This window comes from Aureimonas sp. SK2 (assembly GCF_029813115.1).
Taxonomy (GTDB): domain Bacteria; phylum Pseudomonadota; class Alphaproteobacteria; order Rhizobiales; family Rhizobiaceae; genus Aureimonas.
Genome location: NZ_JAPZDS010000035.1, coordinates 1 through 12,847 on the forward strand (window position 1 = coordinate 1; position 12,847 = coordinate 12,847).

General features: G+C 61.5%; 19 protein-coding genes. 7 read left to right on the forward strand and 12 right to left on the reverse strand.

The features are described from left to right. From O5O54_RS21745 to O5O54_RS21775, 7 genes are all read right to left on the reverse strand, one after another. Positions 1–346: hypothetical protein (locus O5O54_RS21745; RefSeq protein ID WP_279483943.1), on the reverse strand; the 346-nt coding region annotated here is incomplete at its 3' end. After that, positions 336–704, reverse strand: a complete 369-nt coding sequence (locus tag O5O54_RS21750) for a hypothetical protein (RefSeq protein ID WP_279483944.1) — start codon at positions 702–704, stop codon at positions 336–338. The genes O5O54_RS21745 and O5O54_RS21750, both read right to left, overlap by 11 nt. 138 nt (positions 705–842) lie before the next feature. Further along, a complete protein-coding gene (locus tag O5O54_RS21755) occupies positions 843–1,010 on the reverse strand; it encodes a hypothetical protein (RefSeq protein WP_279483945.1) in 168 nt (55 codons plus the stop codon). A 104-nt stretch (positions 1,011–1,114) separates the two neighbouring features. Continuing rightward, positions 1,115–1,963 (reverse strand): hypothetical protein, encoded by an 849-nt coding sequence (locus O5O54_RS21760; protein WP_279483946.1) that lies wholly within the window; start codon positions 1,961–1,963, stop codon positions 1,115–1,117. Between the two features lie 433 nt (positions 1,964–2,396). Next, on the reverse strand, positions 2,397–3,962 hold the full coding sequence (locus tag O5O54_RS21765; RefSeq protein WP_279483947.1) for a YfjI family protein: 1,566 nt from the start codon (positions 3,960–3,962) through the stop codon (positions 2,397–2,399). Further along, positions 3,959–4,792 (reverse strand): toprim domain-containing protein, encoded by an 834-nt coding sequence (locus O5O54_RS21770; protein ID WP_279483948.1) that lies wholly within the window; start codon positions 4,790–4,792, stop codon positions 3,959–3,961. Before O5O54_RS21770 ends, O5O54_RS21765 begins: the two co-directional genes overlap by 4 nt. A 1,134-nt stretch (positions 4,793–5,926) precedes the next feature. After that, complete coding sequence (locus O5O54_RS21775; protein ID WP_279483949.1) at positions 5,927–6,565, reverse strand: AAA family ATPase; 639 nt, start codon at positions 6,563–6,565, stop codon at positions 5,927–5,929. A 126-nt stretch (positions 6,566–6,691) separates the two neighbouring features. Here O5O54_RS21775 and O5O54_RS21780 point away from each other — a divergent pair, with 126 nt between their 5' ends. From O5O54_RS21780 to O5O54_RS21790, 3 genes are all read left to right on the forward strand, one after another. After that, a complete protein-coding gene (locus O5O54_RS21780) occupies positions 6,692–7,696 on the forward strand; it encodes a site-specific integrase (protein ID WP_279483950.1) in 1,005 nt (334 codons plus the stop codon). Positions 7,697–7,792: 96 nt separating this feature from the next. Next, on the forward strand, positions 7,793–7,996 hold the full coding sequence (locus O5O54_RS21785) for a YodC family protein (protein ID WP_279483951.1): 204 nt from the start codon (positions 7,793–7,795) through the stop codon (positions 7,994–7,996). Between the two features lie 18 nt (positions 7,997–8,014). Beyond that, the gene (locus O5O54_RS21790) at positions 8,015–8,275 is read left to right on the forward strand and encodes a DUF6953 family protein (protein WP_279483952.1); all 261 of its coding nucleotides are present in this window, start codon (positions 8,015–8,017) and stop codon (positions 8,273–8,275) included. 38 nt (positions 8,276–8,313) lie between these two features. Here O5O54_RS21790 and O5O54_RS21795 read toward each other — a convergent pair whose 3' ends face one another. Genes O5O54_RS21795 through O5O54_RS21805 form a run of 3 tightly spaced genes read right to left on the reverse strand, consistent with a single transcriptional unit; the run spans position 8,314 to position 9,466 of the window. Then, positions 8,314–8,568, reverse strand: a complete 255-nt coding sequence (locus O5O54_RS21795; RefSeq protein ID WP_279483953.1) for a hypothetical protein — start codon at positions 8,566–8,568, stop codon at positions 8,314–8,316. Continuing rightward, the gene (locus O5O54_RS21800) at positions 8,565–8,870 is read right to left on the reverse strand and encodes a hypothetical protein (RefSeq protein WP_279483954.1); all 306 of its coding nucleotides are present in this window, start codon (positions 8,868–8,870) and stop codon (positions 8,565–8,567) included. Before O5O54_RS21800 ends, O5O54_RS21795 begins: the two co-directional genes overlap by 4 nt. Before the next feature lie 2 nt (positions 8,871–8,872). Next, on the reverse strand, positions 8,873–9,466 hold the full coding sequence (locus O5O54_RS21805; protein WP_279483955.1) for a hypothetical protein: 594 nt from the start codon (positions 9,464–9,466) through the stop codon (positions 8,873–8,875). A 158-nt stretch (positions 9,467–9,624) separates the two neighbouring features. On the opposite strand from O5O54_RS21805, the gene O5O54_RS21810 reads away from it, so the two are divergent. Continuing rightward, complete coding sequence (locus O5O54_RS21810) at positions 9,625–9,825, forward strand: hypothetical protein (RefSeq protein WP_279483956.1); 201 nt, start codon at positions 9,625–9,627, stop codon at positions 9,823–9,825. Between the two features lie 49 nt (positions 9,826–9,874). On the opposite strand, the gene O5O54_RS21815 is transcribed toward O5O54_RS21810, so the two are convergent. Continuing rightward, a complete protein-coding gene (locus tag O5O54_RS21815) occupies positions 9,875–10,120 on the reverse strand; it encodes a hypothetical protein (protein ID WP_279483957.1) in 246 nt (81 codons plus the stop codon). Positions 10,121–10,389: 269 nt separating this feature from the next. Here O5O54_RS21815 and O5O54_RS21820 point away from each other — a divergent pair, with 269 nt between their 5' ends. The 3 genes from O5O54_RS21820 to O5O54_RS21830 all read left to right on the forward strand — a co-directional run bounded on the left by O5O54_RS21820 (position 10,390) and on the right by O5O54_RS21830 (position 12,651). Next, complete coding sequence (locus O5O54_RS21820) at positions 10,390–11,079, forward strand: DUF6338 family protein (protein WP_279483958.1); 690 nt, start codon at positions 10,390–10,392, stop codon at positions 11,077–11,079. Between the two features lie 260 nt (positions 11,080–11,339). Beyond that, positions 11,340–11,807, forward strand: a complete 468-nt coding sequence (locus tag O5O54_RS21825) for a hypothetical protein (RefSeq protein ID WP_279483959.1) — start codon at positions 11,340–11,342, stop codon at positions 11,805–11,807. Between the two features lie 118 nt (positions 11,808–11,925). Continuing rightward, positions 11,926–12,651, forward strand: coding sequence for a hypothetical protein (locus tag O5O54_RS21830; RefSeq protein WP_279483960.1), 726 nt, complete (start codon positions 11,926–11,928; stop codon positions 12,649–12,651). Between the two features lie 13 nt (positions 12,652–12,664). Here O5O54_RS21830 and O5O54_RS21835 read toward each other — a convergent pair. Continuing rightward, positions 12,665–12,847, reverse strand: a 183-nt coding sequence (locus tag O5O54_RS21835) for a hypothetical protein (protein ID WP_279483961.1), incomplete at its 5' end; no start/stop codon positions are given.

Sequence of the window (12,847 nt, forward strand, 5' to 3'; positions counted from 1 at the left end):
GGTCGAACTCCTCGGAGCTCACGCTACCCGCCGGCTCCGCGGCGCCGCCTGTGGCCACCCACCAGGTCGCCAGCCGAGCCACCGCATAGTGCGATCCGACCTCGGGCTGCACCACGAGATCGGCATAGCTGGTCGGCAGGTGCGGAGAGCCGACGAGGACGGTGAAGACGTCAAGGCGGTCGGAGTGGACCGCAGCGAAAGCCACGTTCGGATCGGGATCAATGAAGGACAGGACTTGCCGCCACTCGTCGTCCGACAGGCGCGCTCCGTAGTCCGGCTGGCCAGACAACTTCGCCCTGGTGCCCGCCTCGAGCTTCTCCAGGCGTTTCATGATCTCAGCGCGCATTGGCGGCCTCCAGGGCGGCGATCCGTTCCAAGATCTCGTTGGCTTCAATCGACTGCCGGAACTGCGTCACTACCGACATGAGAGACGCCCCCTCATCCGGTGACAGGCTGCCGGCGGCGACGGCCTTGAGGATGGCGGCTCCTGCCTTCGGAACGTCGGCGATGCCTTCGATCTTCGGCAAGGCAAAGGGAACGGGACGCCCCTTCCGGACGGGATAGACTCGCTCGAGGCAAAGACGCATTGCGACGGTGTCACCCTGCTTCGCGGCCTCGATGCACTTCCGGGCGATCGCCTCGGCCTCACCTTCCATAAGGGCTTCGACGGCCCGCGTGGTTACATTCTTTGAACCGATGATCATCGGGTCCGACCAGCGAGACGAGGAAGATGGGTGATACCGCGAGCTCGGCGCCGTGAGCGAGGGAATGCAGAGCCCGCTCAAGGACGACGTGCGTAAAGGTGCGCGAAGCACACTGGCGCAGGGGGATCACGTCCCCCATCAGGCGGCCTGAGCCTCGTCTTCGCCGACCACGTCGACGAGGATGCCGCGGATGAACGTCGCAAGGGGAAGATCACGGCGCTCGGCTTCGGCGGCAGCGCGACGGCGCTGGTCCGGAGTGAGCTTCACAAGCACCGTCTGGGTGAGAGGATGTCTGTTGCTTCGCATGTCAGCCTCACTTATTCGATGAGGCTAAGTTAGTTCAGCGTCGAACCCGCATCACTAAAGGTCTAACGAAAGTTTCAAATAGATCGCAAAGCTAAAGCGATACTTTAAGAAGGCTTTTCCATTTCGATCAGGCCATTCATTCGCTCCACCATCAGCCGGTAGAGCATCGACGTGCGGTGAGCAGCTCCGACGTTCGCCTGCAGCCGAGTACGAAGCTCTTCCCGCTCTCCCTGCACAGGGATGCAGGCGATCGCAGTCCGGATGAGCGAGTCCAGTGCAACCTCGACGGCGTCCTTGTCATCGAGATCCCCGACCAGCAAGCCAACGGACCGCAGGGCACGCAGGTCTTCAGAATGAAGCTCGGCCCGGTAGGATTGATACCCTGCGGCGCGGCGCTTCCTGGATCGCTGCATCCGATAGGCGCTGCTGTTGCCCGCTTCCTCTCGTTCCCGCTCTCGGTCCACCCTGGCGCACCACAGAGCGTCCGACAGGAGCGCCGGCGATAGCTGAACCTTCAGTCGGAAATCGACGTCGCCGATGCTCTGGTAAAGCTCATCCCGGTCCGCCTCGCCCGTATCTGCGACGTACCTCAGAAGATCCTCGAGCGCTTCGGCAGCTTCCAGAGTGCGATTTCCAAGGGCCTGCACCACCTCACCGAGGCGCGGCAATCTCTCTGCCCACCCACCCGGCACACCATTATCTTGGGTCGTCTCCTGTCTCAGGATCTGGGATGCCTTCCGCGAACAGTCGGCGAAGAGCACCATGACCTCTTCGCCGATTTGCGACGTTCCGACACTCGGATACGGCGCATGGTCGGCCCACTCCGCATACTGCCTCACGACGTCGAGGACCCCGCTGGCGCGGTCCCGAATCCGGAACACGCGGAAGCGGAACGCCCTGTCCTTCAGGTTCTCATCACGTTCGGCCTCTTCAGCCCCTGCTGTCGCGCTCATGCCGGCACCTTTGACCCCGTAGGCGTCCCGTTTTTACGGGCTGGGCTCTTTGTCGGAGCGTCGATCATGCCTCCGACACTCTGAGAATCTCGCAAACCCTTACGCCGTAAGGCTTTGCCGCATTCTGTCGGAACTGTCGGAGTGTCGGAATGGATAACGTCCATTGCCACTGTCGCCCGTTCGAATATAACCAAACCATTGATTTTATTATTATTATTAGGCGTATAGCCCGACACCATTCCTGACTTGTGTCGGAAGTGTCGGAGCTGTCGAACAACCATTCCCGCATGATGTGAAACAGGCTTTTGCATGTTGCGGCCCGACACTTCCGACACTCCGACAGACAAGAAAAAACCTTTGTTTCCCAATGCCTTGATGTGGTTCGGAAAGTGTCGGACACCGCTCGACACCTCCGACAGATTCTCGCGAGGTGTCATTTCCGCCCGTCCTCTGTCAGGAGGTACGCTCGACGTACGGTGGCCCCGTCGACCTTCGTTCCCTTCTCCGCAATCTCGACGGCATCGAGGGAGACAAGGGCTTCTAGGAGGGCAGCTATCTGCGTCGCGCCTGACCGGGCGATGCGGTTTGGGCCGTTCCGCTGCACCGACCGGATGCTGAACGGTTGGGTCGGATGGGTCTCGCGGAGCCACGTCAGGAGGTCTTGAGCCTCTGTCTCGGCTGCCGTCGCCGGCGCCACGTCGATCACGCGGGCGGCTTCCATCATGCCGAACCTCACGATAGCGATCGCCGCCTGCATGGCTCTAGGGGTTACGGAGCGGGCGGTGTGGTCTTCGTACAAAGTCAGGAGACCGGACAGGCGCAGCGCGTTTTCGGCCATGCGCAGGGCGAACGGCTGCAGGGCGTTTCCGAAGCGGCCGGTTTCCGCCTCGGCGTCCTTCTCCACTTCGTTGTGGAACGCGAACCAGGCCTTCCGAGGCTCCCCCGACAAGGTGATTGCGGGTAGGTTCAACTCGCCCGGAACGTCGCATGGTGCGCGGTTTCGCAGCATGGTCCGAAGTGAGCGGTTGTATTCCTCGCAGTCTTGCTGAAACCGGAGATCGGCTGTCTCTCCAAGATCCTTCAGCATGCGGGTGCCGATCGTGGATTCCGGCCAGCATAGGAGGAAACGGGGCAGAAAGCCCTGCTCTTGTGTGAGCTTGTCGCCAAGGAAGGCAGAGGCGAAAGCCGGCTGAAACGCCAACCACACCGTCACCCGCCTGCGGCGATAGTGCTCCGACACCCCTGCCCTGACGCGCTGCGCATCGCCGCGGTCCCACAGCTCGGTCAGCGTCGTGATGGTGCGGGCCTTGGACTCGCTCGTCATGCCGTGACCGGACAAAAATGTGCCGCCCTCGGCCGTGAAGACGGCAGTCGCCGGCGTGGTCCGGAGTTCCCGTAGAAGGCCTTCGATCGTCGGTTCGCTCAGGCGCATCTTCGGGCTAGCGGGTGGTGTCGGCTCCGGTCCGCACTCTGCTAGAGCTTCGCCGATGTCGGTTTTCACCTTAAGAGCCTTGGCGCGTTGGGCATCCCACACGGCTTTTCGGTTCCCGAAGTCCTCAAGGCGTTGCTTGTAGGAATCCATCGCTTCCTCCTCCACTGCGTCGATCGCAGCGCATGCGAGGCGGTCGACAGAGGATTTGCGCTCACCCGACTTGGCCACCACTGCCATGAAGAGCGAAAGCGGCGTGCTGGCACCGTGAGCCGGGTGGATGATGTTTGCCATCTGCTGTCCGGCGAGGGCGATCGCGCCAAGAGCCGAGAAGGCGCATAGGGAGAGCGGCGCCTGCGTACGCTCCTGCAGGCCATGGATGGCCATGGCCAGGCTTTCCGGCATTTCGTTCAGCGGGAAGCTTTCGGCTGTCCCGAGCTGCGGCACCAGGCGCAGCGGATCCATGCTCGACGTCCGGCCGGGCTGGAAGGTCTCGACCTTTGCCGCCTTCGCGACGGCGGCGATCGGTGAGGCGGCGGGACGGCGGTCAAACCGGGTCGGGGCGCTCATGCGGCCACCTCCGAACCGAGTACGTCATCCCAGTCCGTTCCGGCGTCGGGAGGCGTGAAGACGTGCACCTCGCGATCCTGGGCTTGCCAGTTGAGGGCGCATCCTCGAGCTGCATCGATGCCTGGCGTTCTGCCGCGATCGTCAGTCCGGTCGGCGTCCGCATAGATCCGCAGGGCTTCTACGGAAGGCAGGACAGGCAAGCCGGCGAGGTTGCTGGCGCTGCACATCGCCCAGATCGGGCGCTCACCAGCTTGCCGGAGACGTAGCGCCGTCTCGACGCCCTCCGCGACTGCGAGAGACGTGTCGACCTCGGCGCTGTCGTCGATCATCACCGCGCCCATCTTCAGACGCCCGATGACAAGGCGGAACGCCTTCAGTCCCTTGTCATCCAGTATCGTCAGCCGGATGCCGCAAGGCGCGCTGGTGAGGACGTCGCGGATGAGACAGACCATCGCGGGGCCAAGCCTCTTCTCCTGCCCATCCTTGCGGTACGTTGGCGCCGGGTGAAAGCGGCACCAGCCGTCGTTCACCCCCAATAGAGAGAGGCGCCTATGCTCGATGATGTGCGTTTCGGCGAGGGTGCCGGCGATCGGCCGGGCCTCGTTCCAGATGCGCTCTCCGTCACCGATCCGCTCGGCCAGATCTTCGGCTTCGATACGGGCAGCTTCTCGGCGTCGCGCCTCCTGGTTGCGGCGGCTCTGTTCGATCAGGCTTGAGACAGCGATGTCGGGAGCGGCAGGCTCATCGAAGTGAATGCCTGCGATGTCGCCACAGAAACGCAGAGCGTCGGGGAACGAGAGCCCCATCCGCGCCTTCGCCAGCGCGAGCATATCGCCGCCCTCACCCGTCTCATGGTCGTACCAGGTACCCGCTTTGGGGCCGTCGACTACCACCGAGCAAGAGCCGCGACGGCCGAACCGAAGCTCGCTACCTCGCCGCGAGGAGGGATCACCGAGGATCGCAATCGCAATATCGGCGGACCAGCTCGCCAGCTGGTCTCGATCCCGATGGTCGAGCGCTCTCACACGCCCTCTCGGAAGCTTGCCGGAAGAGGAAGCGCCCGCTCCTGGTAGGCAGCTTTGAGCGCAGGCGTGAGCCGCCCGTTCCTCAGGTCCTCTAGGGTTTCGAGATCGCCCTCAACGACGAGATGCCACCCCACTGGATGGATGCGCCAAGGACTGCCGGGGCCGCCGGCCTGATAGGCTACGCCGTGACGCTTCGCCCACCGCACCGCGGTTTCGGGTGAAACGCGGGCCATGTCGCCGGCTCGAGATGGATTGAGATGCGGCCCATCAAACCGCAAAAGCCGGCACTGGGCCGGCTGGGCTTCCGTGGTCTCCAATGGACCGTCCTCGCTAGCTGGGGCTGCGAGGCACTTGCGAAAAACGCATACGGTGTGACAGCGGAACGCCGAATATGTTGGGCGTTCGTCTGGGCCGTTGCTAGTTTCTCACTCGTCATAAGGCACTCGCTGCCGACATCGAAGTGAAGGCCGCACCTCCTGCCAGAGGGCGGCCTTCTTTCGTTGGCCGCACGCGTCTTCGATTCCAATCATACGGGAAACGAGGAATATGCGGAAGCCCGCGAGGGAGCTCAGGCCCTCGCATCTTGCGGATTCGTTTAAATTTCGGCCCCGAAGGAGCGATTTTCCGCTCAGCGGCCCCGTTTTGTGGGAGCCGGAAGCACCACGGCGGCCTTGCCATGCTGGCGCAAGAGAAGCTCGACGGCTTCTTCCATGAGGCGCTGAATGGGCACTGCGCGACCCGTCGACCTGCGCATGTCTCGTGAAATCTCCTCGAGAGCTTCCACGGCCTCGAGGTTCAACCGAACTATGACGCGGGTACGAGTGTCATCTAACGGCTTGGCAGAGACAGTTCCCTTCTCAGTCTGCGGAGCTGGATCGGACGCTGGGGCGGCCTGCGCAGGCTTCTTCTCCACCATCCCTAGAAGGCTCGGCCGCTTACTCATTTGCTTTCCAGTTCGTCCTTGATGGTGGTCCAGAGTGCGCCGATCTCCTGCGCGGCCGCCCCGCCCGGTTCGAGCTCGTCGACGGACATACCGCCGGAGATCGCGCTAGAGAACGCAGCGCGCTGCGTAATCGAACCCGACCAGACGCGGGCGCTGTAGCTATCTAGGACCGCCCTTGCCTCCATCTCGACCGTCGTACGTCCGAAACCCCGACGAGGCGGAACCGCGTTCAAAACGACGAGAGATCGAGCTCGCATAGCTTCAGCCTGGCGCAGCGTGGGCTCTATGGCGCCGAGGTCGAAAGCCGACGGCCGGGATGGAATGAGGACGAGATCGGCGACCTTCATGACCGCAGAGATAGCGGACGCGGCGTGAGGTGCACTGTCAACAATGCACCATTTCACCTTGTGGTCTTTTGCAGCCTCGAGGATCTCCGGCAAGGTCTTCGCCTCGGCCTTCGCAAGGATCGGCGTCTCGGCGGATCGCAGGCGGTGCCAGAGTACGAGGGAGCCCTGCGGATCGGTATCGACCAGCAGTGCCGGCGACGCGTCTCTGTCGGCCAAGATCGCGAGGTGCGCGGCAATAGTCGACTTACCCGCACCGCCCTTCTGGGCCGCGATACCGATGATGTGCAATTGGCACCTCGTCAATTTGGCAACAAAACGTCAATGCCACATATTGCCATTGCCGCAAAGCGGTTATATGCCTTGTGACATTAGTTCCGAAAAACTGCATTATCGACACCAAAGGGAAATGGCCCCATGTCGCCGAGTGTCATTGTTGCCAATGAGGCTTTCCCTGTCCTGACGCAAGAAGGCGAGGGGCGCGCCTTGGCGGTGGTGCCAAGCCTTGAGGATCTGCACGAGCGGTCCCGTCAGACGCGGCGATCATCGAAGGCCAAGGGGACCTTGCGCGTCTATGCCTCGGCCCTCCGTAGCTTCGGCGACTGGTGCCGACAGCATGATCTCGTGTCCCTTCCTGCCAGTCCCGAAACTGTGGTCCTGTTCATAGAGGCCGAGCGCGCAGCCGGCAGGAAAGTGAGCACCATCGAGGCGAAGCTGGCGGCGATCCGATGGGCTCACATTAGCAAGGGGCATCTGTCGCCGACGACGGCCGCGGTGGTCATTGAAGAGATGCAGGGCATCCGGCGTGAGCTGGGCGTCGCGCCGAACAAGAAGAAAGCTGCCACCGCTGCCCTCGTCGCGGGCATGCTGGCGCAGATCTCGGCCGACACCCTGAAGGGCAAGCGCGATCGGGCCATACTCCTCTTGGGCTTCTCCGGGGCCCTGCGTCGCTCCGAGATCGTCGGCCTCGACGTCGGCGACCTCGAGATGACGGAAGAAGGCATCGTCGTCACTATCCGCCGGTCGAAGACTGATCAGGAAGGGCAGGGGCAGGTGATCGCCATCCCGACCGGCGAGCGGCTTCGTCCCGTCGAGGCTATCACCGCATGGCTGGATGCCGCCGGCATCACCGAAGGTGCGATCTTCCGTCCGGTGGGGAAGGGGGGTCGACTGTCGGCCGAGCGTCTGACGGATCGATCCGTCGCCGACCTCGTGAAGCGCTATGCGGGCGCGTCCGGCCTTGATGTCGCCGGCTACTCTGGCCATTCGCTCCGGAGCGGCTTCATCACCACCGCAGCCGAGAATGGCGTCTCGGAGGGCTCCATCATGGATCAGAGCCGGCACCGCGACATGCGCACGGTGCGCGGGTACATCCGCCGATCGAACCTCTTCCGCAATCACAGCGGAGCAAGCTTTCTCTGAGGTGCCAACGTCTAATCCACAACTCTGGGTATCCTCACCCCTTGTTGCGTTCCGTTGGGATACCCATCCTCCAGATATCAGTAGAGGAGGGTGGCAATGGCAGAGAAGTTCAAGCCTGGCGATATCGTTCAACTGAAGTCGGGCGGCCCGAAGATGACAGTGGATCATCTGGACACTGGCGACGCTTGGGTGACCGTGAAGTGGTTCGCCGGCAGCAAGATGGAGGGCGCTCGAGTTCGCACGACAACGGTCGAGGCCTACGTCGAGCCCCCCAAGACCTCAACCGCCAAAACCTTCTAAGCTATGGCCGCGCCGACCGTGAACGACGTCGCCAAGTGGATGGCCGATCAGATCAAGGAGCCGTACAGAGTCCTTGATCAGGGGATTGCTGCCTATCGGATCCGAGATGATTTTGGGAGCGACTTCACGTACCTGAACGCTAACGGCAATCTAGCGATTGCACAGAGTGTCCTGAAAGAGTTCAACAAGATTACCGCAAAGGACGTCGTCTGGAGCCGCAGTGAGCGGCACTGGCGTCTCCGGCGGGATCATGACCTACCGGGCCGCCAGCAGCCCTAGGCATGGAAAGGGCGGCCTACACCGCCCTCTCTTGCCGGTCATGAGATGCACATTCCCAACCGTGCCTTCACGCGCTCGCCGAACTGGTCGGCCATGCGCAGGACCGAAAGAGCTTGGTTTCCCTCATCATGCGGGATGAACCATCCTTCGGTGCCATCGGGGTGCTGGATGCGCTGAGCGTTTGCGACCATGTGTTCTCTGACCATGGCAACGACCTCGGCCAGCTGGGCGAAATCGCTTCCGAGGTTGGAATAGCTCGGCCGTGACGTCTGAGAGATCGGGCTGGAGCTCATCGCGAGCCCTCCTGTCTGACAAGGGCTTGAATGCTCGGCACACTGTCCACGACGATGTCGCGGGGCGGCATGAAGGGGCCATAGACGTCTCGCAGCATCTGGACGGGTACGCCCCAGATGCGCTGTGTCTTGCTCATCGGTCGACCGGACGGCTGTTGAACGACGCAGTTCCCATCGCTGTCGACGATGGCGCGGAGCGGGCCCTGATTACAGGCGGCCAAGGCGTCTCGCAGCTCGACGAGAAGGCGGTCGACCTTGTTGGCGGCCGCAGCTGTAGAGCCGGTCTGGTGCATCTGCGCCATGATCATGCCCTCCCTTCGAGGAAGTCGATCACGCCGCGCACGATGTTGGCGTCGACCGGGTCGATGTCTCTCCATGACAGCACCAAGCGCAGGGCCTCGGCCGCGCCCTTCGACGACAGGACTGCAGGCGGCTCGTCGCCGGAGAACGGCGCCATGGCCTCCCGGTGCAATGCCTCGGCGTCCTCGTCCGTGGTCTCGGTGAGCTGCATGACAGAACGCGCGATGCGATACCGCTCAATCGCCCCGAGAACCGGATCGAACACGATCACGCTGGAGCGAGGCAAGGACTTCGCCGCCCGTCCAGCCTCACCGAGAGCCTCAGCGACACGACGGATGGAATCCTCTGCCCTATGCGCGTGGTGCGTCAGGATCTCCGTCTCATCCGGGCTGAGGGCTACCACGTCGGCGCCCTGCGCTCCGACCGGCAGCTTGCGGTTCAAGAACACGTCGACGCAGAGGGTTGCGGTGGAGGCGCTGATACGAGCGTCGACCGCTTCCTGGTCGATCTCACGCAGGATGCCCTGCACCTTCTCGATGGCGAAGGAGTCTTTGCGCGTGAGTGTGCTATGCTGATTGTCAGCCACATCGATCTCCATAGGATCGGTTTCGGTTAGGCCTGGGTGGGAAATCTCACCTTCTCACCTGGGCCGATTAACCATATAGCATAGCTCTCAGCATACCTACAAGCACACCTCTGGGAATGTCTTTCGGTATCATGTATGGAGTCTCCATCAGAAACGGAGACTTTTAGGCAATGGCCGACAAGGTGCAGGAGAACCGCATCCGACGGATGGCGGAGCGCCAAGGGATGCAGCTCAAGAAGATCCGCAGGATCGATCCGAAGGCAATCGACTATGGCCATTTCACCCTATCGGACAGAGAGGGAAAGCCAGTCCTGATAGCTGGGCAGGCCACCGGGACGGCCGACCAGGTCGAGGCGTTTCTGAAGGCGTGACACCTACGGCGTATGTCGGAGTAACGGGGGTGTAGTCGGGGGCAAGAGCCTACGGCGTGACGCCCTCGGCCGCTCTGAGACGGTCGGCTTCCGCCCATGCCTCGCGGCTCTTCAGTGTCTCCATCTGCCGGCTGGCCGACAGTTCCGTGACCCGCTTCCTGAGGGCCTCCAGGGCCTCGTTCCCATCGCAACGCCAGACCACGAGGAACCGCAGGGCGAGACGGTAGATGTCAGCCAAGGCGGCTTCGTCGATCATGAAGACGGGACCACGGCGACCGCGCTGGAGGAACGCCATCAAGAGGGCCTTGTCGACCTGGCGGGCTTCAGGAACCTTCCGGGCAGCGCGAGCGGCGCGCCACTTCTCAGTGCGGTTGCGATCTTCTCTGGCGATCTGGGCAAGGCTTTTGCGCATCATGTCCTCACTGTCATTCGGTGGCAGTCAGGGTCTGCTGGATCCTGGAAAGCGGCAACTCGGATAGTCGTCGACAGCCGCAGCTCATCAGGTATGTGTACCCTCCACCTGTCGGTGGCATGAGCGGTGCATAGAGGATGGAACCTGAAGGGATGGAGCCGAGCCTACTCCTGCTGCAGATTGCGATCCTCTTCCTGCCAGGAATGATCTGGGCTCACCTCGATGCAAAGTTCGCCACCAAGGGGTCACCTGGTCAGGTCGAGTTCATCGCTCGAGCCTTCGTCTTTGGGGTCGCGAGCTACGTTCTCACGTTCCTAGTGTACCTACGGAAAGGCTGGTCATTTTCCGTCGGCGACCTGAAGGAAATGGATAGCACGTTCATCCTGACACCCGAGATGGGCTGGCAGGTCATCATCGCGACGATCGTCGGATTCGTTTCATCCATCGCATGGATGTACGGGGTTCGGTTCAAGGTGCTGACGCGCATCCTGCAGTATCTTGGAGCGACCAGGACCTACGGCGACGAAGACGTCTGGGAATACACTCTGAATTCCAACGCGGCGACGTCGGAGTACGTCCACGTTCGGGACATCGCCAACCAAATCGTCTACGCCGGTTGGCTTCTCACATTCTCCTCCACCGGCAAGATGCGGGAGATGGTGCTGCGAGACGTGCAGGTCTTCGACCTCGACGGCAATGCGTTGTATGACACGCCACGGCTCTACATCGCCCGCCCGCAGGAAGGGATGCACATTGAGTTTCCCGCGACTGCGGCCCACATTGATAAAGATCCGAAGACGGTGGAGACCGACAATGACCGACAAGTACCCCCCGCGGCCTAACATCCCAGGCTTTCGGCTTCCCAGCCAAGGTGAGAACGCTGGCTATCAGAAGATCAGTGAAGGGTACGACCGGAAGGGTGGTATCAATCCGCTGCAGTCCCGCGTGACCATCCGTCCGCCAGCACCGGCCCCAATGCGAGTTCAGCCGAAGCCACCCGGGAAGTGACAGCTTAGTTTCACTTCCGAAAATGTCCTTTGTCGGAATGCATCAAAGGCGCTTTGGCACCATTGTGTCAGCTGCCAGTCAGAAGCGGATTTGAATGACCGATCTCACCTTCGCCAAGAATTTGGTCGCTGAAATTCAGCATCGAAGCAAACTAAAATCCGACGCTTATCAGAAGGCCGTGGCTGATCTGCAAGAGCGTATGATCATGCTTTTTGACAGTCTCGATGTGATCAAAAATGGCATCGTCGCGGTCAACGGAGTCCACCTCGACACAGGTCAGTTTTCCGAAACGGAAGCCGGAACGGTGTTCCGAGAAATCGTCGCCGAGAAGGACAGAGAGACGGCTAAGATCCGGGTCGAGTGGAGTCCTCTGAACTCCCGTCCTATAGCGGTTTATGGCCTCAACACGAAGTGGCTTAACTCTGCAACAGAGATGGGTGCGGTCGTCGAACATCCCGGGGATGAAAGGCCTGCTGTGACGTTTCAGGAGGAGGACGGCCTTCTAGCCTCACAGTTTGCTTTAGGGTTCCTCAAGGACTTCTATTTGTCATCGTCTAGGTGAAAGCCGCCCGCTCGGTTTGGAGGCGACATGCGCCCATCATGTGACATGATCGCTTGATGGGCGTTGCATCTGTCAACGGTGGACAGATAGCCTTTTCGCTCACCTAACCGCGTGATCCATGAGCGACCCATCCGAAGAGTTCCCCCCCGAGACTGACGAATTCCTCCGAGGCGTGCTTGCCTCAATCCAAGCCGCAGAAGATCACCTCGGGCTCAGACGGGCCGTGATCATCAATCTCATCGGCGAAGCCAGCTTCGTATTCATGATCGGCGTCTACGGCGTGATCGAACCGATCCTGAACGATCTCCTGGCCGGTCAGATCATGACCATTCGGACGAAACACAAGCCATTCCCGGAGGCGCAAGAGGGAGCTCGCAAGTTCGTCCAGAAGCAAGCCTTCATCCAGAAGGCCGCCCTCCTGCGTGACATCGGATTGCTCGCGAAGGATGAGTACCAATTCCTCGACGCAGTCGCCTTCGTCCGGAATAGGTACGGCCACAACGTCAGGAACTTGAGCCGCCCAATCATCGACGTCGTTGCAGACGACCCCAAGAAATCGAAGCAGATCCTGATAGCTCTGTCCGGCGTTAAGGGTGCAGGGTTTGACGACAAGGAATTGCAGAACGAACGAATTCTGCGCTTCCTAATCCTGTCCGAACTGTCCCGTTTCCTCTCAAGCGCCCTGCACACTCTGAAACCGCCTCCGTCCACGGCCATGGGCGGTCTGTTCGGTCTAGGCTTGCTCGGTCGGAAGGGTGCCGGCTTGGGCAGAGGTCAACTGATGCCGCCCATTCTCAGCACTAAGTCGATGATAGAGGACGATCCCCAGCCTAACGAGGAATGACCTGCGGTTTGCCCTACAGGTTCGCGTCGTCCTTTGTCATCTCAAGGCGTACAGGATCTGGCCGAGCTGCCATGACGTCGATGACGGCAGGGCCGCCCCCGAAGATGCCGGCGGGATGGATAACAGCTTGGCGCATCGCCTGCACCGCAGAACCGGCGCCCTCCCATCCGAAGAGGTGCCCAGCCGCCCGGTCGAA

Excerpts from the sequence above, each read along its gene's own strand:
- O5O54_RS21780 (WP_279483950.1), top strand. The coding sequence starts at position 6,692 with ATGTCGCCGAGTGTCATTGTTGCCAATGAGGCTTTCCCTGTCCTGACG.
- O5O54_RS21805 (WP_279483955.1), bottom strand. The coding sequence starts at position 9,466 with ATGGAGATCGATGTGGCTGACAATCAGCATAGCACACTCACGCGCAAA.
- O5O54_RS21825 (WP_279483959.1), top strand. The coding sequence starts at position 11,340 with ATGACCGATCTCACCTTCGCCAAGAATTTGGTCGCTGAAATTCAGCAT.
- O5O54_RS21760 (WP_279483946.1), bottom strand. The coding sequence starts at position 1,963 with ATGAGCGCGACAGCAGGGGCTGAAGAGGCCGAACGTGATGAGAACCTG.
- O5O54_RS21830 (WP_279483960.1), top strand. The coding sequence starts at position 11,926 with ATGAGCGACCCATCCGAAGAGTTCCCCCCCGAGACTGACGAATTCCTC.
- O5O54_RS21750 (WP_279483944.1), bottom strand. The coding sequence starts at position 704 with ATGATCATCGGTTCAAAGAATGTAACCACGCGGGCCGTCGAAGCCCTT.
- O5O54_RS21770 (WP_279483948.1), bottom strand. The coding sequence starts at position 4,792 with ATGCTCGCGCTGGCGAAGGCGCGGATGGGGCTCTCGTTCCCCGACGCT.
- O5O54_RS21785 (WP_279483951.1), top strand. The coding sequence starts at position 7,793 with ATGGCAGAGAAGTTCAAGCCTGGCGATATCGTTCAACTGAAGTCGGGC.
- O5O54_RS21820 (WP_279483958.1), top strand. The coding sequence starts at position 10,390 with ATGGAGCCGAGCCTACTCCTGCTGCAGATTGCGATCCTCTTCCTGCCA.
- O5O54_RS21765 (WP_279483947.1), bottom strand. The coding sequence starts at position 3,962 with ATGAGCGCCCCGACCCGGTTTGACCGCCGTCCCGCCGCCTCACCGATC.
- O5O54_RS21815 (WP_279483957.1), bottom strand. The coding sequence starts at position 10,120 with ATGGCGTTCCTCCAGCGCGGTCGCCGTGGTCCCGTCTTCATGATCGAC.
- O5O54_RS21755 (WP_279483945.1), bottom strand. The coding sequence starts at position 1,010 with ATGCGAAGCAACAGACATCCTCTCACCCAGACGGTGCTTGTGAAGCTC.
- O5O54_RS21800 (WP_279483954.1), bottom strand. The coding sequence starts at position 8,870 with ATGGCGCAGATGCACCAGACCGGCTCTACAGCTGCGGCCGCCAACAAG.
- O5O54_RS21795 (WP_279483953.1), bottom strand. The coding sequence starts at position 8,568 with ATGAGCTCCAGCCCGATCTCTCAGACGTCACGGCCGAGCTATTCCAAC.
- O5O54_RS21810 (WP_279483956.1), top strand. The coding sequence starts at position 9,625 with ATGGCCGACAAGGTGCAGGAGAACCGCATCCGACGGATGGCGGAGCGC.